General features: G+C 71.4%; 21 protein-coding genes, 1 pseudogene and 1 riboswitch. Of the genes and pseudogenes, 5 read left to right on the top strand and 17 right to left on the bottom strand.

Annotated features, from left to right (window positions below):
- Positions 1-129: 129 nt before the first annotated feature.
- Genes OG521_10805 through OG521_10815 form a run of 3 tightly spaced genes read left to right on the top strand, consistent with a single transcriptional unit; the run spans position 130 to position 3207 of the window.
- The gene (locus OG521_10805) at positions 130-867 is read left to right on the top strand and encodes an ATP-binding cassette domain-containing protein (GenBank protein WUW21250.1); all 738 of its coding nucleotides are present in this window, start codon (positions 130-132) and stop codon (positions 865-867) included.
- On the top strand, positions 849-2033 hold the full coding sequence (locus tag OG521_10810) for a hypothetical protein (protein ID WUW21251.1): 1185 nt from the start codon (positions 849-851) through the stop codon (positions 2031-2033). The genes OG521_10805 and OG521_10810 overlap by 19 nt, the downstream gene beginning before the upstream one ends.
- 46 nt (positions 2034-2079) lie before the next feature.
- The gene (locus OG521_10815) at positions 2080-3207 is read left to right on the top strand and encodes an LOG family protein (protein ID WUW21252.1); all 1128 of its coding nucleotides are present in this window, start codon (positions 2080-2082) and stop codon (positions 3205-3207) included.
- Between the two features lie 13 nt (positions 3208-3220).
- Here the strand turns inward: OG521_10815 and OG521_10820 are convergent, their stop codons facing one another.
- The 4 genes from OG521_10820 to rlmN all read right to left on the bottom strand — a co-directional run bounded on the left by OG521_10820 (position 3221) and on the right by rlmN (position 8423).
- On the bottom strand, positions 3221-4246 hold the full coding sequence (locus OG521_10820; GenBank protein WUW21253.1) for an ABC transporter ATP-binding protein: 1026 nt from the start codon (positions 4244-4246) through the stop codon (positions 3221-3223).
- Positions 4247-4248: 2 nt separating this feature from the next.
- A complete protein-coding gene (locus tag OG521_10825) occupies positions 4249-5862 on the bottom strand; it encodes an iron ABC transporter permease (protein WUW26640.1) in 1614 nt (537 codons plus the stop codon).
- Between the two features lie 86 nt (positions 5863-5948).
- Positions 5949-7058, bottom strand: a complete 1110-nt coding sequence (locus OG521_10830) for a thiamine ABC transporter substrate-binding protein (GenBank protein ID WUW21254.1) — start codon at positions 7056-7058, stop codon at positions 5949-5951.
- 80 nt (positions 7059-7138) lie between these two features.
- A riboswitch (TPP riboswitch) is annotated at positions 7139-7255 on the bottom strand.
- 61 nt (positions 7256-7316) lie between these two features.
- Positions 7317-8423 (bottom strand): 23S rRNA (adenine(2503)-C(2))-methyltransferase RlmN, encoded by a 1107-nt coding sequence (rlmN, locus tag OG521_10835; GenBank protein WUW21255.1) that lies wholly within the window; start codon positions 8421-8423, stop codon positions 7317-7319.
- A gap of 259 nt (positions 8424-8682) precedes the next feature.
- Here rlmN and OG521_10840 point away from each other — a divergent pair, with 259 nt between their 5' ends.
- A complete protein-coding gene (locus OG521_10840) occupies positions 8683-9300 on the top strand; it encodes a hypothetical protein (GenBank protein ID WUW21256.1) in 618 nt (205 codons plus the stop codon).
- Between the two features lie 104 nt (positions 9301-9404).
- Here OG521_10840 and OG521_10845 read toward each other — a convergent pair whose 3' ends face one another.
- The 5 genes from OG521_10845 to rpsB form a co-directional block, all read right to left on the bottom strand.
- A complete protein-coding gene (locus tag OG521_10845; GenBank protein ID WUW21257.1) occupies positions 9405-10490 on the bottom strand; it encodes a phosphatidate cytidylyltransferase in 1086 nt (361 codons plus the stop codon).
- On the bottom strand, positions 10490-11047 hold the full coding sequence (frr, locus tag OG521_10850) for a ribosome recycling factor (protein WUW21258.1): 558 nt from the start codon (positions 11045-11047) through the stop codon (positions 10490-10492). The genes OG521_10845 and frr overlap by 1 nt, the downstream gene beginning before the upstream one ends.
- Positions 11048-11215: 168 nt before the next feature.
- Positions 11216-11992, bottom strand: coding sequence for a UMP kinase (gene pyrH, locus OG521_10855; GenBank protein WUW21259.1), 777 nt, complete (start codon positions 11990-11992; stop codon positions 11216-11218).
- Between the two features lie 158 nt (positions 11993-12150).
- Positions 12151-12987, bottom strand: a complete 837-nt coding sequence (gene tsf / locus OG521_10860) for a translation elongation factor Ts (protein WUW21260.1) — start codon at positions 12985-12987, stop codon at positions 12151-12153.
- A gap of 99 nt (positions 12988-13086) precedes the next feature.
- Positions 13087-14031: a 30S ribosomal protein S2 gene (gene rpsB, locus OG521_10865; protein WUW21261.1), complete on the bottom strand. Its 945-nt coding sequence runs from the start codon at positions 14029-14031 to the stop codon at positions 13087-13089.
- A gap of 570 nt (positions 14032-14601) precedes the next feature.
- Here rpsB and OG521_10870 point away from each other — a divergent pair.
- Positions 14602-15048: pseudogene (locus OG521_10870) on the top strand (M23 family metallopeptidase).
- A gap of 89 nt (positions 15049-15137) precedes the next feature.
- Here the strand turns inward: OG521_10870 and OG521_10875 are convergent.
- From OG521_10875 to lepB, 8 genes are all read right to left on the bottom strand, one after another.
- Complete coding sequence (locus OG521_10875; protein WUW26641.1) at positions 15138-15731, bottom strand: TetR/AcrR family transcriptional regulator; 594 nt, start codon at positions 15729-15731, stop codon at positions 15138-15140.
- A 116-nt stretch (positions 15732-15847) separates the two neighbouring features.
- Positions 15848-16684, bottom strand: coding sequence for an RNA polymerase sigma factor WhiG (gene whiG, locus OG521_10880; protein WUW21262.1), 837 nt, complete (start codon positions 16682-16684; stop codon positions 15848-15850).
- A gap of 290 nt (positions 16685-16974) precedes the next feature.
- The gene (gene dprA / locus OG521_10885) at positions 16975-18252 is read right to left on the bottom strand and encodes a DNA-processing protein DprA (GenBank protein ID WUW21263.1); all 1278 of its coding nucleotides are present in this window, start codon (positions 18250-18252) and stop codon (positions 16975-16977) included.
- Positions 18249-19874 (bottom strand): YifB family Mg chelatase-like AAA ATPase, encoded by a 1626-nt coding sequence (locus tag OG521_10890; GenBank protein WUW21264.1) that lies wholly within the window; start codon positions 19872-19874, stop codon positions 18249-18251. The genes dprA and OG521_10890 overlap by 4 nt, the downstream gene beginning before the upstream one ends.
- Positions 19874-20233: a YraN family protein gene (locus OG521_10895; protein WUW21265.1), complete on the bottom strand. Its 360-nt coding sequence runs from the start codon at positions 20231-20233 to the stop codon at positions 19874-19876. The genes OG521_10890 and OG521_10895 overlap by 1 nt, the downstream gene beginning before the upstream one ends.
- An 84-nt stretch (positions 20234-20317) precedes the next feature.
- Complete coding sequence (locus OG521_10900) at positions 20318-20626, bottom strand: DUF2469 domain-containing protein (protein WUW21266.1); 309 nt, start codon at positions 20624-20626, stop codon at positions 20318-20320.
- Between the two features lie 63 nt (positions 20627-20689).
- Complete coding sequence (locus OG521_10905) at positions 20690-21178, bottom strand: NUDIX hydrolase (protein ID WUW21267.1); 489 nt, start codon at positions 21176-21178, stop codon at positions 20690-20692.
- Complete coding sequence (gene lepB, locus OG521_10910) at positions 21168-21917, bottom strand: signal peptidase I (protein WUW21268.1); 750 nt, start codon at positions 21915-21917, stop codon at positions 21168-21170. The genes OG521_10905 and lepB overlap by 11 nt, the downstream gene beginning before the upstream one ends.
- Positions 21918-21950 lie beyond the last annotated feature (33 nt).

Here is a 21950-nt window from a genome sequence, read left to right on the forward strand (position 1 = left end):
GCGCACCCGGGCCGCGTGCTGTGCGCACACCGTGACCGGAATCCTTACGGTGCCGAGTGACCGATCGGCCCCGCCTTCGTTCCCCCGTACGGGGGAACGGGATATCTGATCTGAACCGAGGTGTACGCCATGGTGGCCCCGCCGGACAACGACGTGATCTGGGCGCGTTCCCTGCAGCACTCCCACAACGGCTCACCCGCACTCGGCGGGGTCTCCCTGGGCATCCGCGACGGCGAGATCCTCGCGGTGACCGGCCCCCGCGGCAGTGGCAAGACGACCCTGCTGCACTGCCTCTCCGGCCAGCTCGTGCCCCAGCAGGGCGAGGTGTGGTTCAACAGCGTCCCCGTCCACACCATGGGCCCGCGGCTGCGCGAACGGCTGCGCCGGGACAAGTTCGGCTGGATCGCCCCCGAGCCCCAGCTCGTCCCCGAGTTGAACACCTGGGAGAACACCGCCCTGCCGCTGCTGCTGCGCGGCTCCTCGCACCGGGAGGCCAAGAAGGCCGCCATGGAGTGGCTGGAGCGCCTCGACATCGGCATGTGCGCCCGCAAGCGTCCGCACACCCTGCAGCAGAGCCAGCGGCAGCGGATCTCGGTGGCCCGCGCCCTGGCAGCCGCCCCCGCGGTGATCTTCGCCGACGAGCCGACCGCGACACTGCACCGCACCGACCGCGCCCATGTGCTGCGCACCCTGACCAGCGCGGCCCGCTCGCACGGCATCACGGTGGTGCTCGCCACCCACGACGCGGAGATCGCCGCACTCGCCGACCGCGTGGTGCCGCTGCTGGACGGACGCCGGGTCGCCACCGTCGCCCTGCCCGCCGAGGCCGATACGGAGGGCCGCGCGGCGTGCTCGCTCTCCGTCTAGCCCGCGGTTCCCATCCACTGGTCCTGATGCGGCGGCTGCTGGTCGCGGCCGCATCCGCCGGGGTCGGCTTCCTCCTGCTCTGCACGCTCGGCTACGCCTCGGGGCACCCGGCGCACTCCACGGGTTCCGTGCTGCGGCTGCTGTGGTGCTTCGTGCCGCTGGCCGCCACCGTGCAGTTCGCGGTCGCGGTGGCGCGTACGGACCCCAGCACCCGGCCGCGCTCGGGGCTGTCCGCCGTGGGCCTCGGCCCGGTGCGGCTCAGTGTGCTCGCCGCCGTCTCCACCGCCGTGTCCTGCACGCTCGGCTCGATGGTGGCGCTGCTCTTCTTCCTGCATCTGCGCGGCGACCTGTCCGGAATGCCGTTCGACGGCGCGGCGGCCGGGCTGCTGGGCGCCGAGGCACCCCTGCCCCTGGCCGCCGTCCTCGTCCTGCTGACCCTGGTGCCCGCGGCCGCGGCGATCGCGAGCGCGCTGGCGCTGCGCACCAGGCCGGTGCGGGCCGCCGGCACCTCGGAGGACGCCGACGACCTGGTGCCCGAGGAGCGGATCCCGGCCCCGGCGGCGCCGCCGACCGGGCTGCCGTGGGGCGTCGCCCTGACGGCCGCCGGTCTCGCGGTCGAGGCGTACGCCAGTCGGGGCGCACCCGGCAGCCCCTTCCCGCTCCCCGGCAAGCTCGACTCCACACCCGCCTGGGTGCTCGTCGGATGGACCCTGACCGCGGTCGGCCTGGCCATGGCAGGACCCGGCCTGACCCACCTGTCCGGACGGCTGCTCCAGGTGGTGCGCCCCGGCGCCGTACGCCTGCTGGCGGGCCGGGTCCTGATGGACGAGGCACGCCGGATCGGCCGCCCACTGGGGGTCGTCTGCGCGGTCCTCTCCGCGGTCATCGCCGTCTTCGCGCTGTACGGGACCGGGCCGCGGCCCTTCGGCCCGCTCACCGCACTCGGCGCGCTGCTCGTCATCGGCTGCACCACCGCGACGCTGCTGACCTCCGCCCTGGAGGCGAAGCAGGCCCGCGCCGAGACGGCGCGGGCGCTGCTGCGGCTCGGCGCACCGGCCTCGGCGCTGCGTGCGGCGACCGCCCTGCGCGCGGCCGCGCTGCTGCTCGTGTTCGCCCCGCTGACCTGGGTGATCGCCGAGCTGGCCGCACTCCCGCTGACCGCCTGAACGGACCGGCCGAGGGGTGTCCCCGGCCGGTCCGTAGCATGACGGCGTGGAGACCTCCGACGACACCGACATCACCCCCGCACCCGGCACCGAGATCGAGTCGCTCGCCGAGTTCGACGCGGCGGTCGCCGCCGGTCCGCTGGCCGGACAGCGCGTCCAGTCCGTCGACCTGACGGAACGCAGCGCGGCCCTGCTGGCCACCGACGCGTCAGGCGCCGTCTTCTTCGGCTGCCGGATGGAACCCGCAGCGGCCGAGAAGGTGCGGGCCGAAGGCGCGTTCGTCTTCCCCCCGGTGCCGGGTCTCCCCTTCGACCCGTACCGCGGCCGGCTCTACTCCCCCGACACGCTCTACGACGGGCTGACGCGGGGCGGTTACGAGACGACGCCCGACGCCCGCGCCTACCGCTGGTTCCAGCGGACGCGCTCGGACGGCGACGCGTTCGCCTCGATGCTGCGCGCACTCCACGACGACGCGGTCTCGGACGCGCTGGACGAACTCCTCACCGGCGCCCGGGTGGTCGGCGTCATGGGCGGCCACGCGACACTCCGCGGCAGCGACTCGTACGCCGCCGCTGCCCGCCTCGGCAGGACCCTGGCCCGCAGCGGCCTGACGGTGGCCACGGGCGGCGGCCCGGGCGCGATGGAGGCGGCCAACCTGGGCGCCTACGCGGCTCCGCACCCCGACCCGATGCTGGACAAGGCCTGCGAACTCCTGGCCGCGGTCCCCTCGTTCACCCCTTCGGTCTCCGACTGGGCGCTGGCCGCGTTCGCGGTGCGCGAGCGGTGGCCGGACGGCGGCGGGTCCGTGGCGATCCCCACCTGGTTCTACGGCCACGAGCCGCCGAACCCGTTCGCCGACCACATCGCCAAGTACTTCGCCAACGCCCTGCGGGAGGACGGCCTGCTGGCCCGCTCGACCGCGGGCGTGATATTCCTGCCGGGAGCGGCCGGCACGGTGCAGGAGATCTTCGACAGCACCACCCCGAACTACTACGGATCGCGCGGCGAACCGTCCCCGATGGTGCTGGTGGGACGCGACCACTGGACACACGAGCTGCCCGCATGGCCCCTGCTCCGGGCACTCGCCGCGGGCAGGCCGATGGAGTCCCGTATCGCGCTCGTCGACTCGGTGGAGGAGGCGCCGGAGGCGCTCGCGCGGATGTCGGGGGCGTAGCGCCCTCGACCCGTCAGAAGACGGCAGGCAGCACGACGCTCTCCGCCGCGTCGAAGGTGACCCCGACTCGCGCGCCCTCGTCCGGCGTGCCGTTCAGCGGGCACTCCGCGTCCAGGACCGGGCCGTGCTCGGGGTGGAGCTTCACGGCGACGTGGTTGCCGCGGAAGGTCCGGGCGCCCACGGTGCAGCGCAGGCCGTCCTCCGGGGCGCCGATCCGGACGCCCACCGGGCGCACCAGCAGATCGCAGGCCCCCTGCGGCGATCCGGCGGGTACCGGCACCTTGCCCCAGTCCGTGTCGGCGGCCTCGCCGGTGACCGTCGCCTCCACCACGTTGTCGAAGCCGAGGAAGCGGGCGACGAACGCCGAGGCGGGACGCTGCCAGACCTCCAGGGGGGTGCCCACCTGGGCGATGCGTCCGTCGCGCATCACGACGACCCGGTCGGCCAGTGCGAAGGCCTCGCCCTGGTCGTGGGTGACGGCGAGCACGGTCGTGCCCAGGCGGGCGAAGAGGGTGCGCAGTTCGACGACGAGGCGTTCGCGCAGGCTGCGGTCGAGCTGGCCGAGCGGTTCGTCCAGCATCAGCAGCTTGGGCCGGGGGGCCAGCGCCCGGGCGAGGGCGACGCGCTGCTGCTCACCGCCCGAGAGCGCGGCCACGGCGCGGCGTCCGGCGCCGGGAAGTCCCACCAGGTCCAGGAGTTCGGCGACCTTGTGCTGCTGCTCGCTCCGGCTCACGCCGTGCATCCGCAGCCCGAAGGCGACGTTGGCCCCGACGTCCCGGTGCGGGAACAGCTGGTGGTCCTGGAACATCAGGCCGAGTCCGCGCCGGTGCACCGGCACCCCGTCCTGGTCGGCGCCGTCGAGCAGCACCCGTCCGGCGTCGGTCTGCTGAAGGCCCGCGACCGCCCTCAGCAGAGTGGACTTGCCACTGCCGCTCGGCCCCAGCACGCAGACGATCTCGTGCTCGGCGACCTCCAGGTCCACCGCGTCGAGCGCCGGGCGGTCACCGAAGCGCACGGTGACCGATTCGAGTGTCAGCATCCCTAGAACTCCCCGGATCGGTCGGTGCGGATACGTTCGAGCAGCAGCAGCGACACCGCGCACACGAGCATCAGAATGGTGCTGAGGGCCATCGCCTGCCCGTAGTTGAGCTCCCCGGACCGTCCCAGCAGCCGGGCGACGGCGACCGGGAGCGTGGGGTTGTCGGGCCGTGCGATGAACACCGTGGCGCCGAACTCGCCGAGTGACACGGCGAACGCGAAGCCCGCCGCGACCAGCAGTGCCCGGCGCACCAGCGGCAGGTCCACCTCGCGCCAGGCCCGCAGCGGCGAGGCGCCGAGGACCGCGGCCGCCTCGCGCAGCCGGCCGTCCACCGCTCTGAGGACCGGCAGCATGGTGCGTACGACGAAGGGCACGCCGACGAGCGCCTGGGCGAGCGGCACCAGGATCCAGGAGGTCCGCAGGTCCAGCGGCGGTTTGTCGAGGGTGATCAGGAAGCCGAAGCCGACGGTGACGGCGGAGACCCCGAGCGGCAGCATCAGCAGTGCGTCGAAGCCCCGGACGAGCCGGCCCGCCTTCCGGGTCAGGGCCGCCGCGGCCAGTCCCCCGACGACCAGCGCGATGAGGGTGGCGACCACGGCGTAACGCAGCGAGTTCCCGATCGCTTCGAGGGGCGCGACCAGGAACGTACCGCTGTTGGCCTCCGCCGATCCGAGCGCACGGTAGTACGCGAATCCGTGGCCGCCGGACACGTCGAGCGACCGCTCCACCAGGACGGCGAGCGGCAGCAGGATCAGCACCAGGACGGTCAGCAGGACGCCGCCGAGCAGCGCCCACTGGCCCGCGCCGCGGGGCCTGCGGGCGGTCTGCGCCGGGTCGACGAGCTTCAGCGCGGTCTCCCGGCGCCGTACGGTCCACGCGTGCACGGCGAGGACGGCGCCCACGGCGACGAACTGCACCAGGGTCAGCACGGCGGCCGTCGGCAGGGCGAGCAGTTGCGCGGTCTGCCGGTAGATCTCCACTTCCAGCGTGGAGAAGCCGGGGCCGCCGAGGATCTGTACGACTCCGAAGGACGTGAAGGTGAAGAGGAAGACCATCAGCGCGGCGGCGGCCACGGCGGGGCCGAGCGCGGGGAGGGTGACCCGGCACCAGGCGGCGAACCGTCCGGCGCCCAGGACCCGCGCGGCCTCCTCCTGCCGCGGGTCGAGCTGCGACCAGAGGCCGCCGACGGTACGGACGACGACCGCGTAGTTGAAGAAGCCATGGGCCAGCAGGATCGCCCACACCGTGGTGTCGAGCCGGACCCCCCACAGCTCGTCGAGGAAGCCGCCACGGCCCAGCAGCGCGAGGAACGCGGTGCCGACGACGACGGTCGGCAGGACGAACGGCACGGTGACGACGGCCCGGAGCAGCTGCTTCCCGGGGAAGTCGAACCGGGCGAAGACGTACGCGCCCGGCAGGGCGATCAGCAGGGTCAGCGCGGTCGAGGCGAGCGCCTGCCAGAGGGTGAACCAGAGGACGTCCTGGATGTCGGACCGGCTCAGCACCTCGCCGATCCGTCCGAACTGCCACACCCCGCCGTCCTTGAGCCCGCGTCCGACGATCGCGACGACGGGGTAGGCGAAGAACAGCGCGAAGAACGCGACGGGCACGGCCATGAGACCGAGCCGCAGCGCGCCCCCGCGCAGCGACCGGGCGCGCGCGGCCTTCCCGCGCGCGCCCGGTCCGCGTACGGGAGTCTTCGCTACTTCACTACGAGCGAGGACCATGACTGGACCCACTGCTCACGGTTCTTGGCGATCGTGTCCGGGGCGACGGTCGTCGGCCGGTCGACCGTGGCGCCGAACTCCGTGAAGAGGTCAGGCACCTTCGCGCCCTTGGTGACCGGGCTGACGAACATGTTGAGCGGCATGTCCTCCTGGAACTTCTTGCCGATCAGGAAGTCCAGCAGGGCCTTGCCGCCCGCCTCGTTCTTCGCCCCGTCGAGCAGACCGGCGAACTCGATCTGCCGGAAGCACGTCCCGGTCGCGACGCCGGTCGGGGCGGTCTTCGGCTGCGGGTCCGCGTACAGCACCTCGACGGGCGGGCTGGACGCGTAGCTGACGACGAGCGGCCGGTCGGCCTTGGCCTTCTTGCCGCCCGCGGAGCCGGAGAACTCCTCGTTGTACGCCTGCTCCCAGCCGTCGACGACCTTGACGCCGTTGTCCTTCAGCTTCTTCCAGTAGTCCTGGTAGCCGTCCTCGCCGTAGGTGGCGACGGTGCCGAGGAGGAAGCCGAGGCCGGGCGAGGAGGTCGCGGCGTTCTCGGTGACGAGGAGGTTCTTGTACGCGGGCTTCGCGAGGTCGTCGAAGGTCTTCGGCGGCGCGAGCTTCTTGTCGGCGAAGTACTTCTTGTCGTAGTTGACGCAGATGTCGCCGGTGTCGACGGGCGTCACCCGGTGCTTCTCGGCGTCCAGCTGCACATCGGCCGCGACCTGGCCGATGCCCTTGGCGGCGTACGGCGTGAACAGGCCGTTGTCGAGGGCGCGGGAGAGCAGGGTGTTGTCGACGCCGAAGAACACGTCACCGCGGGGCGAGCCCTTGGTGAGGATCTCCTGGTTGAGGGCGGCGCCGGCGTCCCCGCTCTTCAGCACCTTGACGGTGTAGCCGGTCTCCCGGGTGAACTCCTTCAGTACGCCCTTGGAGGCGTTGAAGGAGTCGTGGCTGACGAGGGTGACGGTCTTGGAGCCGGAGCCCTTGGTGCCGCCCGAGCCGGTGCCGGCGGCCGAGTCGTCGGAGCTTCCGCATCCGGCGAGCGCGGTGGCTCCGAGCGCGGCGGCGACGGCCGTCACCGCGATCTTCCTGGTGGTGCTCATGTGATTCCTCCTGGGATGACCAGGAAGAGACGCGGCCCTGCCCGCGCCGGTGGAAACCGGATGCGGGCAGGGCGCAACAGCTTGAGTAAGGTCCGAACTTCCTACCCGGAATGACCCGGGCGAGGTTCAGAGGGTCTGCGGCCAACCTGTCCTTGGTGCCGCACTCTCAGCGCTGTGGCGCTCCCCTGTCGGAATATGAAGTTGGTTTCGAGCGGTGAACCTGTCTTTCCAGCCCAGGCTACACGCCCGATTTCGGCCTCAGCGCTCGGATGCCGCCAGCTGTCCGCAGGCCCCGTCGATCTCCTGGCCCCGGGTGTCCCGGACGGTCACCGGCACCCCGTGGGCGGCGATCGCCTCGACGAACGCCTTCTCGTCCTCGGGCCGCGAGGCGGTCCACTTCGAGCCGGGCGTCGGGTTCAGCGGGATGAGGTTGACGTGGACCCGCTTGCCCTTGAGGAGCCGGCCGAGCCGGTCACCCCGCCAGGCCTGGTCGTTGATGTCGCGGATCAGCGCGTACTCGATGGAGATGCGGCGGCCGGACTTCTCCGCGTACTCCCATGCGGCGTCCAGGACCTCGTTGACGTTCCACCGGGTGTTCACGGGCACGAGCGTGTCGCGCAGCTCGTCGTCCGGGGCGTGCAGCGAGACGGCGAGCCGGCACTTGAAGCCCTCGTCCGCGAAACGGAGCATCGCGGGCACGAGGCCGACGGTGGAGACGGTGATCCCGCGCTGCGAGAGCCCCAGCCCGTCCGGCTCGGGGTCGGTCAGCCGGCGGATCGCGCCGACCACCCGGTTGTAGTTGGCGAGCGGTTCGCCCATGCCCATGAAGACGATGTTGGACAGCCGCGCCGGCCCGCCCGGGACCTCGCCGTCACGCAGCGCCCGCATGCCGTCCACGATCTGGTGGACGATCTCCGCGGTGGACAGGTTCCGGTCGAGCCCGGCCTGCCCGGTGGCGCAGAACGGACAGTTCATCCCGCAGCCGGCCTGCGAGGAGATGCACATCGTGACGCGCTCGGGGTAGCGCATCAGCACGGACTCGACGAGCGTCCCGTCGTGCAGCTTCCACAGCGTCTTGCGGGTGGTGTCCTCGTCACAGCTGATGTGCCGCACCACGGACATCAGATCGGGGAACATCGCCTCGGCGAGCTTGTCCCGCGATCCGGCCGGAATGTTGGTCCACTCCGCCGGGTCGTGCGCGTACCGCGCGAAGTAGTGCTGCGAGAGCTGCTGGGCGCGGAACGGCTTCTCGCCGATCGCGGCGACCGCTTCCTTGCGCTCGGCGGGCGTGAGGTCGGCGAGGTGCCGCGGCGGCTTCTTGGCTCCGCGGGGCGCGACGAAAGTGAGTTCTCCGGGCTTAGGCATGGTTCCTCCAGTGTCGCAGACACGCCACGGTCCTCGTGGCCGTCGCCTGCTCCGCCGGAGCCCCTACCGCTGCCGCGCACCGTCACAGGCCGGCAGTGCCCTGCGCGGGCCTGCCCCGACGCGCTCGAGGGCCGTCGAGGCAGGCCGCGCTTTCGTGATGGATCACACCGAAACGGACCCAAATTCCGGGCCGTCCACCAGGCCGCGATGCGTGGGAAATGCCGTCGCCTTCGGCGCATCCACGGAGAACAATCCAGGCATGGGGAGTGACATGTACGGATTCATCGAGTGCCGCTGGGATCGCTGGCTGGACGAGGAGGACCGCCGCTGGACGGCGGCCGTCAGCCTCTCGCACCTCTACAACGGGCGCTCCTACGTCGGCTTCGGCGCCCTGTTCGGTGTCCGGGATACCACCTCGTTCCGTCCGTTGGCCGATCACCGAGGCCTGCCTCCCGACGCATCCCAGGAGGCCCGCGCCGATTTCGAACCCTGGTCCGACCTGCACGGCGCGTCGTGGATCACCTGGGCGGAGCTGCTGACGGCGGACTGGGAGGAGGCCGCGAACGAGGTCGATGCATGCGTTCACGAGTACCGCCGGAGGTCCGACGGGAGCTGGGAGATGCACGGTCAGAACACCGACCTCACCCGATTCGCCGAGCTGGCCGGCATCAACGACCCCCATGCCCTGTACCGGGCGGGCAGCATCCACCCCGAGGGCACCGAGTGGCCGGACGGCGACCGGCTCTTCCGTATCGGCCGTCTCCGGCGGAAGGATGCCGTTCCGGACAGCGACTGGGGGGCCGTGTGGTCGGTCATGCGCACGCTGGCGGGACTGCACGGCGACGAGGGTGTCCGCCTGGTCGTCTGGTTCGACTGACTGAGCCGGTCACCGAGCACGGGGCCGGGCGCCGCACACAGCAATGAGGGCCCGCTGCCCCGTGGGCAGCGGACCCTCACTCCCGAAGATCCGGAACGTACGTCTCAGCTGGAGCCGACGAAGATCACCAGCAGCAGCCACGCCACCGGCGCGGTCGGCAGCAGGGAGTCCAGCCGGTCCATGATTCCGCCGTGACCGGGCAGCAGCGTGCCCATGTCCTTGATGCCGAGGTCCCGCTTGATCATGGACTCGCCCAGGTCGCCGAGGGTGGCGCTGGCGGCGACCGCGAGGCCGAGCAGCAGGCCCTGCCACCAGGTGCCGTCGTCGATCAGGAACTGCATGCACAGCGCGCCGGCCACCATCGCGAAGGCCACGGCTCCGAACAGGCCCTCGCGGGTCTTTCCGGGGCTGATGCGCGGGGCGAGCTTGTGCTTGCCGAAGCGCCAGCCGACGGCGTACGCGCCCGTGTCGCTGACCACGGTCAGCAGCAGGAAGGTCAGGACCCGCTGCGGCCCGTCGTCGGCCTTCAGCATCATGGCGACGAAGGTGGCCAGGAACGGCACGTAGAACGCGGCGAAGACGCCGGCCGTGACGTCCTTGAGGTAGTCCTCCGGCGGTTCGGTCATCCGCCAGACGAGCACCGCGAGGGCGGTCAGCGCCATGGCGATCCACGCGCCCTCGGCGCCCCGCGCGTAACCGGCCACGACCATGGCCGCGCCACCGATCGCGAGCGGTACGAGGGGCGCCTTGATGCCCTTGCGCTCCTCCAGCCGGGAGGTCAGCTCCCACAGGCCCACGACGACGGCGACGACGATCACGCCGACGAAGACGGCCTGGACGATGAAGAGCGAGGCGACGACGACGGCACCGAGCCCCACGCCGACCCCTATGGCGGCTCCCAGATCACGGCCCGCACGTTTCTTCTGCGGGGGCGGCGGCGCGGTGGACATGGGCTCCTGCGGCTTCTCGTCGCGGAACAGGGGGCCGCCGTTCAGGCGTCCGGCCCCCTGGTCCCGGTCATCACGGTCGTCAGCGTCTCTACCTGCGTCGGGAACGTCCGGCACGATGGGCATGGGCCGAGTGTGCTGGGCGCCATGCACATCGTATGCAGGACCCGCCGGAACGGCCCGCATCTCGGGCGCGGCCCGGTGGCCTGCGCCCTGCGGGGCGCCCCAGGAGGAGTCGTTCATCAGACTTCGAGCAGCTCGGCTTCCTTGTGCTTCAGCAGCTCGTCCACCTGCGCGACGTACTTCGCGGTGGTGTCGTCGAGCTCCTTCTCGGCGCGGCGCACCTCGTCCTCGCCCGACTCCTTGTCCTTGACCAGCTTGTCCAGGATCTCCTTGGCCTTGCGGCGGACGGCCCGGATCGAGATCTTGGAGTCCTCGGCCTTGGTCTTCGCGACCTTGATGTAGTCGCGACGGCGCTCTTCGGTGAGGTCGGGGAAGGTCACCCGGATGATATTGCCGTCGTTGCTCGGGTTGACGCCGAGGTCCGAGTCGCGGATGGCCTGCTCGATGTTGCGCAGCGCGCTCTTGTCGAACGGCGTCACGACGGCCATACGGGGCTCCGGCACCGAGAACGAGGCCAGCTGGTTGATCGGGGTCAGCGCGCCGTAGTAGTCGGCGACGATCTTGTTGAACATCGCCGGGTGCGCACGGCCGGTGCGGATCGCGGCGAAGTCCTCTTTCGCGACCACGACGGCCTTCTCCATCTTCTCCTCGGCCTCGAGGAGGGTTTCTTCGATCACCACGTGCTCCTGCGTGTCTTGAGTGGGCCCGGCGTGCTCGGGCCCGGCGGGTCCTGCGTCGCGTCCTCACCTGCACGGTGTCCGACCGGCAGGCCGTTGTCCATCCTTCGGGGCCGTCCCGTGGGCCCCGGGACACAGCCGGGCTTCCCCGGCCGTGTCCCCCGGTTGTCAGGCCCGGGTGCCCTGGTCACTCACGAGCGTGCCGATCTTCTCACCCTTGACCGCGCGGGCGATATTGCCCGCGGTGGTCAGCTCGAAGACGAGGATCGGCAGCTGGTTGTCACGGCAGAGCGTGATGGCGGTGGCGTCGGCGACCTTGAGGTCGCGGGCGAGCACCTCGCTGTACTCCAGTGCGTCGAACTTCACCGCGCCGGGGTTGGTCTTCGGGTCGGAGTCGTAGACCCCGTCCACGCCGTTCTTGCCCATCAGCAGCCCCGCGGCGTCGATCTCCAGGGCGCGCTGTGCCGCGGTGGTGTCGGTGGAGAAGTAGGGCATGCCCATGCCGGCGCCGAAGATGACGACGCGGCCCTTCTCCAGGTGCCGTACGGCACGCAGCGGAATGTACGGCTCCGCGACCTGGCCCATGGTGATGGCCGTCTGGACGCGGGAGTCGATGCCTTCCTTCTCCAGGAAGTCCTGGAGCGCGAGGCAGTTCATGACGGTGCCGAGCATGCCCATGTAGTCGGACCGGGCCCGGTCCATGCCGCGCTGCTGGAGCTCGGCACCGCGGAAGAAGTTGCCGCCGCCGATGACGATCGCGATCTCCGCGCCCCCGCGGACGACTGCCGCGATCTCGCGGGCGATGGCGTGTACGACGTCGGGGTCGACTCCGAGACCCCCGCCGCCGGCGAACGCCTCTCCGGACAGCTTCAGCATGAAGCGTCCGGGAACCTTGCCGTCGTCGCGCTTGTGGTCACCTGTTGCGGCGTCCGCGCCCTTGTTCATGGAGATTCTCCTCGTGCACATACGAAGAAGGCCATTGCCGGTGGGTCTGGTGTCCCTCAGCGGCAATGGCCTCCTCGTCAGATCTGCGGTCGTACGGCGGTGTGCGGCCGTCGACTGCACCAGACCCTATCGGGGTCCACCGTTTTTCGCGGACGGACTCAGATGCCGACCTTGATGCGCGAGAAGCGCTTCAGGGTGACACCGGCCTCGTCCAGGACCTTCTGGACGGACTTCTTGTTGTCCAGCGCGTACGGCTGGCCAAGAAGGGTGGCCTCCTTGAAGAAGCCGTTGACGCGACCCTCGACGATCTTCGGGAGCGCGGCCTCGGGCTTGCCCTCGGCGCGCGTGGTCTCCTCGGCGACGCGGCGCTCGGCCTCGACGACCTCGGCCGGGACGTCCTCGCGGGACAGGTACTTCGGCGCGAAGGCGGCGATGTGCTGGGCAATGCCCTTCGCCAGGTCGGCGTCGGCCTTGTCCAGCTCGACCAGGACACCGATCTGCGGGGGCAGGTCGGGCATGGTGCGGTGCATGTACACGGAGACGAAGGCACCCTGGAACTGCGCGAAGCGGTCCAGGACGATCTTCTCGCCGAGGTTGGCGTTGGCCTCGTCCACATACGCCTGGACGGTCTTGCCGGGCTCGATCTCGGAGGCGAGAAGCGCCTCGATGTCGGCCGGGGAAGTCGCGGCGACGTGAGCGGCGAGCGTGTTGGCGACGGCCTGGAACTTGTCACCCTTGGCGACGAAGTCGGTCTCGCACTTCAGCTCGAGCAGGACGCCGGACGTCTTGTCCTCGGAGACGACGGAGACGACCGCGCCGTTCTCGGCAGAACGGCCTTCGCGCTTGGCGACGCCCTTCTGGCCCTTGATACGGAGGGCTTCGACGGCTCCGTCGACGTTGCCGTCGGCCTCGTCGAGGGCCTTCTTGCAGTCCATCATGCCGGCGCCGGTGAGCTCACGGAGCTTCTTGACGTCAGCGGCGGTGTAGTTCGCCATGAGTCTGTATTTCTCTCTCGAAGTCTGAAAGATCTACGGGTGAACGGCGGGGGCGGTGCCTGTGGCACCGGCCCCCGCCGTCTTCAGCCGTGACGGGTGTCAGGCCTGCTCGGCGTCCGCGTCGGCGGCCGGAGCCTCGGCCTCGGCGGCGGGCACCTCGGCAACGGGGGCCTCAGCGGCAGCGGCCTCGGCGGGAGCCTCAGCGGCCTCCGCGTCGGCGACCTTCTCGGTCTCGGCGGAGGTCTGGACCTCGGCGTCGGCCTTCTTGTCGCCCTCGAGCAGGTCACGCTCCCACTCGGCGAGGGGCTCGCCGGCAGCCTTCTCGCCCGGCTTCGAGTCGCCGGTCGCAGCGCCGGAGCGGGCGATGAGGCCCTCGGCGACGGCGTCGGCGATCACGCGGGTGAGCAGGGTGACGGAGCGGATCGCGTCGTCGTTGCCCGGAATCTTGTAGTCGACCTCGTCGGGGTCGCAGTTGGTGTCGAGGATCGCGACGACCGGGATGTGGAGCTTGCGCGCCTCACCGACGGCGATGTGCTCCTTCTTGGTGTCGACGATCCAGACGGCGCTCGGCACCTTCTGCATCTCGCGGATACCACCGAGGGTCTTCTCCAGCTTGGCCTTCTCGCGGGAGAGAACCAGGAGCTCCTTCTTGGTGAGGCCGGAGGCGGCCACGTCCTCGAAGTCGATGAGCTCGAGCTCCTTCAGACGCTGAAGGCGCTTGTAGACGGTGGAGAAGTTGGTGAGCATGCCACCGAGCCAACGCTGGTTGACGTACGGCATGCCGACGCGCGTCGCCTGCTCGGCGATGGCCTCCTGCGCCTGCTTCTTCGTACCCACGAACATGATGGAGCCGCCGTGGGCGACGGTCTCCTTGACGAACTCGTAGGCGCGGTCGATGTACGACAGCGACTGGAGCAGGTCGATGATGTAGATGCCGTTGCGCTCCGTGAAGATGAAGCGCTTCATCTTCGGGTTCCAACGACGGGTCTGGTGACCGAAGTGGACGCCGCTTTCCAGCAGCTCCCGCATCGTGACGACGGCCATGGCCGTACTCCTTGAGGTACTCGGTTATCGCGACCGCAGGATTGCTGTCGCGCCTGACGCCCCGACGCGCCGTGCCACGAGGGACCGAGGAGCGCGGCCACCTCCGAAGAGAGGGAGATGGCGGGGCGTGCGAAGTCGACCCGGTGACCCGGATCGCCAAAAGAAGTGTACGGGACCCGCCGGGTGCCGGGTGACGGCGCTGTCCACAACCGGCCGGTAGTCCACAGATCCGGTCCATGATCCCCGCGGAGCGGCGCCGCGGGGGACGGTTGTGCCATGCGAATCACTTCTGACCGGGGCTGTTCCCCGACCCGCCGCAACCGCGCCGGTGACGTGCCGGCGCCCACCGCGGGGTGGGTGACGGGGCTGGTGACAAGGCTGGCGGCGGGGCTGGTTGCCGGGCTGCTCGCGACGGCGTGCGGCGGACTCTGGGCCCTGGCCGCGCAGCGACCGCCACCGGACGCCGTGGGAGGCGGGGCGGGAGCCGGGGCCTCCCCTGCCCCCGTACGTGCAGCTGCCCGCGCACAGGCCCCGCCGCCTGCTCCGGCTCCCGCCCCGGCGAATCCGGACGGGGAGCGTGGCTGGCCGCTGGAGGGGCGGCCGGCGGTCCTGCGGGGATGGGAGCCGCCCGCCACCGATTACGGGCGCGGGCACCGCGGGGTGGACCTCGCCGCCGGGCCGGGTGCGCGGGTGCTCGCCGCCGCGTCGGGCCGGGTGTCCTTCGCGGGCGCCGTGGCGGGGCGCGGGGTGGTCGCCATCGAGCTGTCGGGGACGGGCGATCCGCCGTTGCGGACCACCTACGAGCCGGTGCGCCCGCTGGTCGCGAAGGGCGACGAGGTCAGGGCGGGCCAGGTGGTGGCGGTCATGGCGGCGGGACCGTTCCACTGTGCGTCCGGCTGTCTGCACTGGGGCCTGCGCCGTGCGGAGGCGTATCTGGACCCGTTGTCCCTGCTGCCGCCCTCGATGCTGCGGCGCGGACCGTCCCGGCTGCTGCCGGTGTCCGGGGTGCCCGAACCGGAACCAGGGAGCGAGCCCGAGCGCGATCCCGGATCCGTCCCAGCCCCCGTAATCACGGGCGCGCGGGCGCAGCCGGGCGCGCGGGGGCTTCAGGCCGGGTCGGCCGGATCCGCCCCGTCAGTCCGGACGTCCCGGACCCCGTTGAGAATCATGGCGACGGCGGTGTCCGCGATCACGCCGGGCTCCTCCGCCACGCTCAGTTCGATCCGCCGGACCGCGGCGTCCACCGAGCCCTGGAGCAGCATGGCCGCCAGTCGCGGCTGCTCGTGTCCGAGATCGGCGAGCGCCTCCACGATCATGGCGATCAGACCGCCGTGCGCCGCCCGGATCTTCTCGCGCGCACCGGCGTCCAGCTCGCTCGCCGAGATCGCCACGACGGCCCGGTGCCGCCGGTCCCCGACGAGATCGAGCTGCCGCCTGACGTACGCCTCGATCTTCTCCTCGGGCGTCCCCGCCCGTTCCATCGCGCCCTCGACCTCGGCCGCCCACACGGGGAAGTCGACGGCGCAGAGTTCTTCGACGACGGCGGCGCGGGAGCGGAAGTACTCGTAGACGGAGGACCGGGCGAGGCCCGTGCGTTCGGCGAGGGCGGGGAAGGTCAGGGCCTCCGTGCCTCCCTCGGACAGCAGGGAGCGCGCTGCGTCCAGGAGGGCGCCGCGCTGCATGGTCCGGTGCTCGGCCACGGAGGCCGCTCGAATCCTGGGCACGGCTCCACTCTACGGCGGCCGGTGTTCGCGAGGGGGCGGGCGGCCCGGATCACTGGCCGAAGCGCTCCTGCCGGCGGCCCCTGCGGGCGGTCTCAGCGTCCGGCGTCGGCCAGCTTGGCGCGGAGTTGCAGCACCGACTTGGTGTGGATCTGGCTGACCCGGCTCTCGGTGACCCCGAGGACGTTGCCGATCTCGGCGAGGGTGAGGCCCTCGTAGTAGTAGAGCGTGACGACCGTCTTCTCCCGGTCCGGGAGGGTGTTGATCGCGCGGGCGAGCAGTCTTCGGAGCTCGCGGCCCTCGGCCACCTCCACCGGGTTGTCGGCGGCGGTGTCCTCCAGCGTGTCCATCAGGCTGAGCCGGTCGCCGCCCTCGCCGCCCACATGGAGCAGCTCCTCCAGCGCGACAACGTTGGCCAGCGACAACTGGCTGAAAACCGCGTGCAGTTCCTCCAGTGCGATGCCCATCTCGGCGGCGACCTCCGCCTCCGACGGGGTGCGCCGCAGTTTGGCCTCCAGGGTGGCGTAGGCGCGTTCCACCGCCCGAGCCTTCTGGCGTACGGAGCGCGGGATCCAGTCCAGGGCACGGAGTTCGTCGATCATCGCGCCCCGGATGCGGGTGATCGCGTATGTCTCGAACTTGATCGCGCGCTCGATGTCGAACTTCTCGATGGCGTCGATCAGCCCGAAGACGCCCGAGGAGACGAAGTCGGCCTGCTCGACGTTGGACGGCAGACCCACGCTCACCCGGCCCGCGACGTACTTCACCAGGGGCGAGTAGTGCAGGATCAGCTGTTCCCGCAGCCGCTCGTCGCCCGTGGTCTTGTACGAACGCCACAACTCGTCGAGCGAGGAGGGGGCGGGAGGGCGCACAGTGCCACGCGCAGCCGGTGGTACTGCCGCGCGGTCAGACCCGGAGGTGTGCTGGGGCATGTGGTGCCTTGAGCCGTTCTGCCGTGAAGTGCCGGGGGACGAGTGTCTGGGCCGGAATCCTTGTGAGCGTAGCGTGACTGAAGGGTCGCGGTGCGCGCAGGATAAGGGATCGATGCCGCACGCTTCCGGGCGCACGGGCATGGAGCCGGCTGCGGCGGCGGACATGACAGCGCACCTGAGCGAGGACATGACGGATGTCCGGGGCCGTCGCCTCGTGCGCCGGCCCCGGAGAGGCCGCTGAAGGATCCGCCGAGGTCATCGGCATCACCTTTTCACCCGAATGCTCCAGGTCAAGAACCGCCTCGCCGCGCGTCGCCATTGCATATCGGCCTCCGCGTCAACCGCCATCCCTCGCCATCGCGTTCGACGAACCCCAGTGAGTGCAGTTCGTACAGCTTGCCGAGCGCCTCGTCGGAGGTCGTTCCGGCGCTGCGTGCCACCTCGCGTCCGTTGACGCAGCCGCGGGCCGGCAGTGCGTCAAGGACCCTTCCGCAGAGGGGATCCAGCTGGTCGCGGGGCAGCAACGGGCCGCGCCGGGGCGGGGCCAGGTCGCCGATGTCCCCCACCAGTTCGGCCACTTCGGCGGCGTCCGTGACCAGCACGCCCTCGCCTCGGAGGAGTTCGTGGACGCCTGCCGACAGTCCGCTGGTGGCGGGTCCCGGTACACCCATGGTGAAGCGGCCGAGCCGTTGGGCGGCGCGCGCCGTGACCAGGGAGCCACTGCGGTACTCGGCCTCCACGACGACCGTTCCGCGCGTCAACGCGGCGATCACCCTGTTCCGGAGGATGAATCTGCTGCGGGTGGGGTGTTCGGCCGGTGGCAGTTCACCGATGACGAGCCCCTGTTCGGCCATGCGTCCGATGAGTTCGGCATGACCGCGGGGGTAGGCGACGTCCACTCCGCAGGCCAGCACCGCCATCGTGGCGCCGCCGGCCGCGAGGGCGCCGCGGTGGGCCGCACCGTCGACCCCGAAGGCGGCTCCCGAGACGACCACCCACCCCCGCTCGGCGAGCCCGGCGCCCAGCGTCGCGGCCATGTGCGCCCCGTACGGTGTGCAGGCGCGGGCCCCGACCACGGCCACCGAGCGCAGCGCCCAGAGCCTCAGATCGGGCTTGCCCCGCACCCAGAGTCCCGTCGGCCTGGCGTCGCCCAGATCGTCCAGCTGGCTCGGCCACTCCCGGTCGCCCGGGCAGACGAAGCGCCCGCCGGCCGCGGCGACCGCCGCCAGGTCCTTCTCGGGCTCGGTCCCTTCGGCCCGCAGCCGGTACCCGGCCAGCCGTTTCGCCGTCATCCCGCTCAGCCGCTCGGCCGAGCCGTCCGGGACCATGATCCGTCGCATCAGCTCCGCACCGCCGCACTCCCGCAGCCAGCGCCCGCCGCGCACGTCCCCCGGTTCCAGCACCCGGGTCAGGGCCGCCCGGGCCAGCCGCTCCCGGTCGCTCACACCGCCGCAGGTGCCGGAGCGGGCCCCCGTTCCCCGTTGGACCGCGGTCCGGCCGGGCAGGCCTCCCGTCCGCCCCGCTCCCCCAGGGGCGTTCGCCCGTCCTTCGGCCCCGTGCCCCGTCATGAACTCCCCGCCTCCATCGCGACCCCGCGCGGAATTCCGGTCCGCATCTCCAGGGCCACCGCGACGTCCGAGCCGTCCGGCCGGTCCGCGCCCCGCAGATCCGCGACGGTCCACGCCACCCGCAGCACCCGGTCCAGACCGCGCGCCGTGAGCATGCCCCGTTCCATGTCCCGCTCGGCCGCCATCAGCGCACCCGGCGCCGCGACCAGCCGGGTCCGCAACTCGTGCCCCGGCACCTCGCTGTTGGTCGTCCACGGGGTGCCCGCAAGCCGCTCCGCGGCCCGCGCCCGGGCCCGGAGCACCCGGGCGGCGACCTCCGCGGTCGACTCGCCCCGGCCTCCCTGCCCCATCAGGTCCTCGCGCCGGACCGGGTCGACGACCACCCGCAGGTCCACCCGGTCCAGCAACGGCCCGGAGAGCCTGGCCTGGTAGCGCCGGACCGCCGAGGGCGGGCACTCGCACCCGGCCCCGCTCAGGGTGTGCCGCCCGCACGGGCAGGGGTTGGCGGCGAGCACCATCAGGAACCGGGCCGGCAGCCGCACCACCCCGGCGCTGCGCGCCACCACCACGTGACCCGATTCCAGCGGCTGACGCAGGGCGTCCAGCGCCCTTACGGAGAACTCCGGCGCCTCGTCCAGAAAGAGGATTCCTCGATGAGCCAGCGAGACCGCGCCGGGGCGCGGCAGCCCGTTGCCCCCGCCGACCAGCGACTGCATGGTCGCCGAATGGTGCGGCGCGCAGTAGGGCGGCCGGGAGACGAGGGGTTCGCCGGGCGGCAGGATGCCCGCGACCGAGTGGACCGCGGTCACTTCGAGGGACTCCGGCTGGGTGAGCGGCGGCAGGATGGCGGGCAGCCGTTCGGCGAGCATGGTCTTGCCCGCTCCCGGTGGTCCCGACAGCAGCAGGTGGTGGCCGCCCGCGGCGGCGACCTCCAGTGCCTTGCGCGGCCGCTCCTGACCTGCGACGTCCGCCAGGTCCGGCCAGCCGCCCTCGCCGTGCGCCGAGCCCCGGGCGATCCCCGTTCCCATTCCGGCACCGGGCACCATCAGCCCGGCCAGCATCGTGTCGGGGCGGCCATGGTCGTGGGGCGCCGTCTCCTCGGGCACCGGTTCGTCGCAGAGCACGGCGATCAGCTGCCGCAGGCTGCGCACCCCGAGCACGGAGACCCCGGGCACCAGGGCGGCCTCGCTTGCGGTCTGCTCGGGCACGACCACCTGCCGGTACCCGGCCTCCGCCGCGGCCAGGACGGCGGGCAGGATCCCGCGCACCGGCCGCACCCGGCCGTCCAGTCCCAGCTCCCCGATCATCACCACGTCGGCGATGGACGCGGGATCGATCCGCTCGGCGGCGCCGAGCACCGCACACGCGACGGCGAGATCGAAACCCGAACCTCCTTTGGGGACCGAGGCCGGTGACAGCCCCACCGTGAGCTTCTTCTGCGGCCACTCCGCCCCGGAGTTGACCACGGCCGCCCTGACCCGGTCCCGGCTCTCCACCAGGCTCTTGTCCGGCAGACCCACCAGGGTGAACGCCGCGACCCCGGCCTCCAGGTCCGCCTGGACCTCCACCACCACGCCCTCGACACCCACCAGTGCCACCGAGCAGGCACGCGCGAACCCCATCAGGCCACCCCCCGGGCGTGCTCGGCCAGGGGTGCCCCGCGCCTGGGGAGCACCACGCCGACCAGGTCGATCCGCACCCCGCCGGGCGGCGGGTCGCCGTGCCGGGACAGCCAGAGTGCGGCCAGCCGCCGCAGGCGGTCCGCCTTGGCCGGGGTGACCGCGGCCATCGGGTGCTCGAACGCGCCCGCCCTGCGGGTCTTCACCTCGCAGATGACGAGCGCGTCACCGTCCCTCGCGACGATGTCGATCTCACCGGCGCGACAGCGCCAGTTCCGTTCCAGCACGGACATTCCGGCGTCCGTCAGCAACCGTGCCGCCAGATCCTCGCCGTACCGCCCGAGTGCCCCCCGTGCGTTCATATCGGCACCACCTCCGGCACCGACTCTGCCGCGTCCGCCCTCCCCTAGTGGATCTTGGTGGACAACTCGGCCGTTGTGGAGAACTCAGCCACCCGGAAGTTCGAGATCGCTCTTGTTGAGTTCCTCGATGTTGACGTCCTTGAACGTCAGGACCCGTACCTGCTTGACGAACCGTGCGGGCCGGTACATGTCCCAGACCCAGGCGTCCGCCATGGACACCTCGAAAAACACCTCGCCCTGGACCGAGTGCACCTGCATCTCGTAGTCGTTGGTGAGGTAGAAGCGCCGTTCGGTCTCGATCACATATTTGAACAGACCGACGACATCGCGGTACTCCCGGTAGAGCTTCAGCTCCATCTCGGTCTCGTACTTCTCGAGGTCCTCGGCGCTCATTGGCATGTTCCCCTTCAGCCGTGCGTTCCCCCATTGTGCGCCAGGCTCCGGCGGCCCGGTCGCTCAGGCGATTTCGGGGGCGAGAACCAGCGGCGTACGCGGAGGACCCTCGTCGAGCAGCGTGCGCAGCAGCCCGGCGAGTCTGGTCGGGTACACCGTCTCACGCGCCGCCGACAGTTCGGCGGAGGTCCACCACCTCAGACCCGCGACACTGCGGCGTTCCAGTCCGGTCAGACCGCTGGTGTCCGTCGCGGTCTGTGTCGTGCGGGCCAGGAAGTACCACTCGTCCTGTTCCCAGCGCCGCCCGTCGAACGGGAAGGAGCACATCCGCTGCCACAGCACGGGACCGAGTTCCACGTCCGTGATCCCGGTTTCCTCGGCCAGCTCGCGCAGGGCGGCCTGTTCCCGTGTCTCGTCGCCCTCCAGACCGCCGCCCGGGGTGAACCACCAGGTGCTCGACGGGTCCTCCGGTTCGAAGCCGTGCATCAGCAGAATCCGGTCGTCCGGATCGAGGAGCACCAGGCGGGAGACCTTCCGCTTCTCAACGGACACCGGCCGGCACCTTCCCCTGCTTGTTCCGCTTCGACCTGCCGGACCGGGCCGCGAGAGGCCCGTACACGGCGCCGCCCAGAATGAGCACCACACCCGCGGCCATGGCCCAGAGCTGGAGCTTCAGCGGCCCTTCGGAGGACACCCCGCCGGGCAGTGCGGCGAAGGCCTGCGGCCGTCCGATCATGCCGCCCAGCGGCCAGGCGACGGCGTCCACGCGGGCCTGCACGGCGCTGCGCGGCACCGAGCCCTGTCCGCCTTCCTCCAGGTGGACCCGGGAGTCCAGCGAGGACCTGCGGTCGTCGCCCAGGAGGAAGAGCTTGCCCTGCGGCACCTCGGCCGTGAAGTTTGTCGCCGAGGCGGGGTCCCCCGCCTGAAGATACGATTCCGCCACGGGTATGCCGTTGACCTTGAGCCGGCCGCCCTTGTCGCAGCAGGCGATCTTGTCGCCGCCGATCCCGACGACCCGCTTCACCATCGGCATGTCGCCCCAGGCGTGATCGGTGAAGACCACCACGTCACCCCGGCGCACCTCGTCGCCGTCCACGCGCTGCGCGAGGACCCGGTCACCCGCGTTCACCGTCGGGGTCATCGACTCGGTCGGCACCGTGTACGGCCGGTACACCACGGCCCCCCAGGCGAAGCCACCGAGGAAGAGCACACAGCCGACGGCCACGGCCAGCCCCGACAGCTTGCTGCCGAGCCGGCCGTGGCCGTCACCCGTACGTCCTGATCCACTCATCGCAGCGTCCCCCATCGGAGATCGACAATCGCT

It is taken from the genome of Streptomyces sp. NBC_01463 (genome assembly GCA_036227345.1).
GTDB lineage: Bacteria > Actinomycetota > Actinomycetes > Streptomycetales > Streptomycetaceae > Streptomyces.

Coding starts and splice junctions, on each gene's coding strand:
- OG521_10805 (WUW21250.1), top strand. CDS start 130: ATGGTGGCCCCGCCGGACAACGACGTGATCTGGGCGCGTTCCCTGCAG.
- OG521_10820 (WUW21253.1), bottom strand. CDS start 4,246: ATGCTGACACTCGAATCGGTCACCGTGCGCTTCGGTGACCGCCCGGCG.
- OG521_10825 (WUW26640.1), bottom strand. CDS start 5,862: ATGGCCGTGCCCGTCGCGTTCTTCGCGCTGTTCTTCGCCTACCCCGTC.
- OG521_10830 (WUW21254.1), bottom strand. CDS start 7,058: ATGAGCACCACCAGGAAGATCGCGGTGACGGCCGTCGCCGCCGCGCTC.
- rlmN (WUW21255.1), bottom strand. CDS start 8,423: ATGCCTAAGCCCGGAGAACTCACTTTCGTCGCGCCCCGCGGAGCCAAG.
- OG521_10840 (WUW21256.1), top strand. CDS start 8,683: ATGGGGAGTGACATGTACGGATTCATCGAGTGCCGCTGGGATCGCTGG.
- OG521_10845 (WUW21257.1), bottom strand. CDS start 10,490: ATGAACGACTCCTCCTGGGGCGCCCCGCAGGGCGCAGGCCACCGGGCC.
- pyrH (WUW21259.1), bottom strand. CDS start 11,992: ATGAACAAGGGCGCGGACGCCGCAACAGGTGACCACAAGCGCGACGAC.
- tsf (WUW21260.1), bottom strand. CDS start 12,987: ATGGCGAACTACACCGCCGCTGACGTCAAGAAGCTCCGTGAGCTCACC.
- rpsB (WUW21261.1), bottom strand. CDS start 14,031: ATGGCCGTCGTCACGATGCGGGAGCTGCTGGAAAGCGGCGTCCACTTC.
- whiG (WUW21262.1), bottom strand. CDS start 16,684: ATGCCCCAGCACACCTCCGGGTCTGACCGCGCGGCAGTACCACCGGCT.
- dprA (WUW21263.1), bottom strand. CDS start 18,252: ATGACGGGGCACGGGGCCGAAGGACGGGCGAACGCCCCTGGGGGAGCG.
- OG521_10890 (WUW21264.1), bottom strand. CDS start 19,874: ATGGGGTTCGCGCGTGCCTGCTCGGTGGCACTGGTGGGTGTCGAGGGC.
- OG521_10895 (WUW21265.1), bottom strand. CDS start 20,233: ATGAACGCACGGGGGGCACTCGGGCGGTACGGCGAGGATCTGGCGGCA.
- OG521_10900 (WUW21266.1), bottom strand. CDS start 20,626: ATGAGCGCCGAGGACCTCGAGAAGTACGAGACCGAGATGGAGCTGAAG.
- lepB (WUW21268.1), bottom strand. CDS start 21,917: ATGAGTGGATCAGGACGTACGGGTGACGGCCACGGCCGGCTCGGCAGC.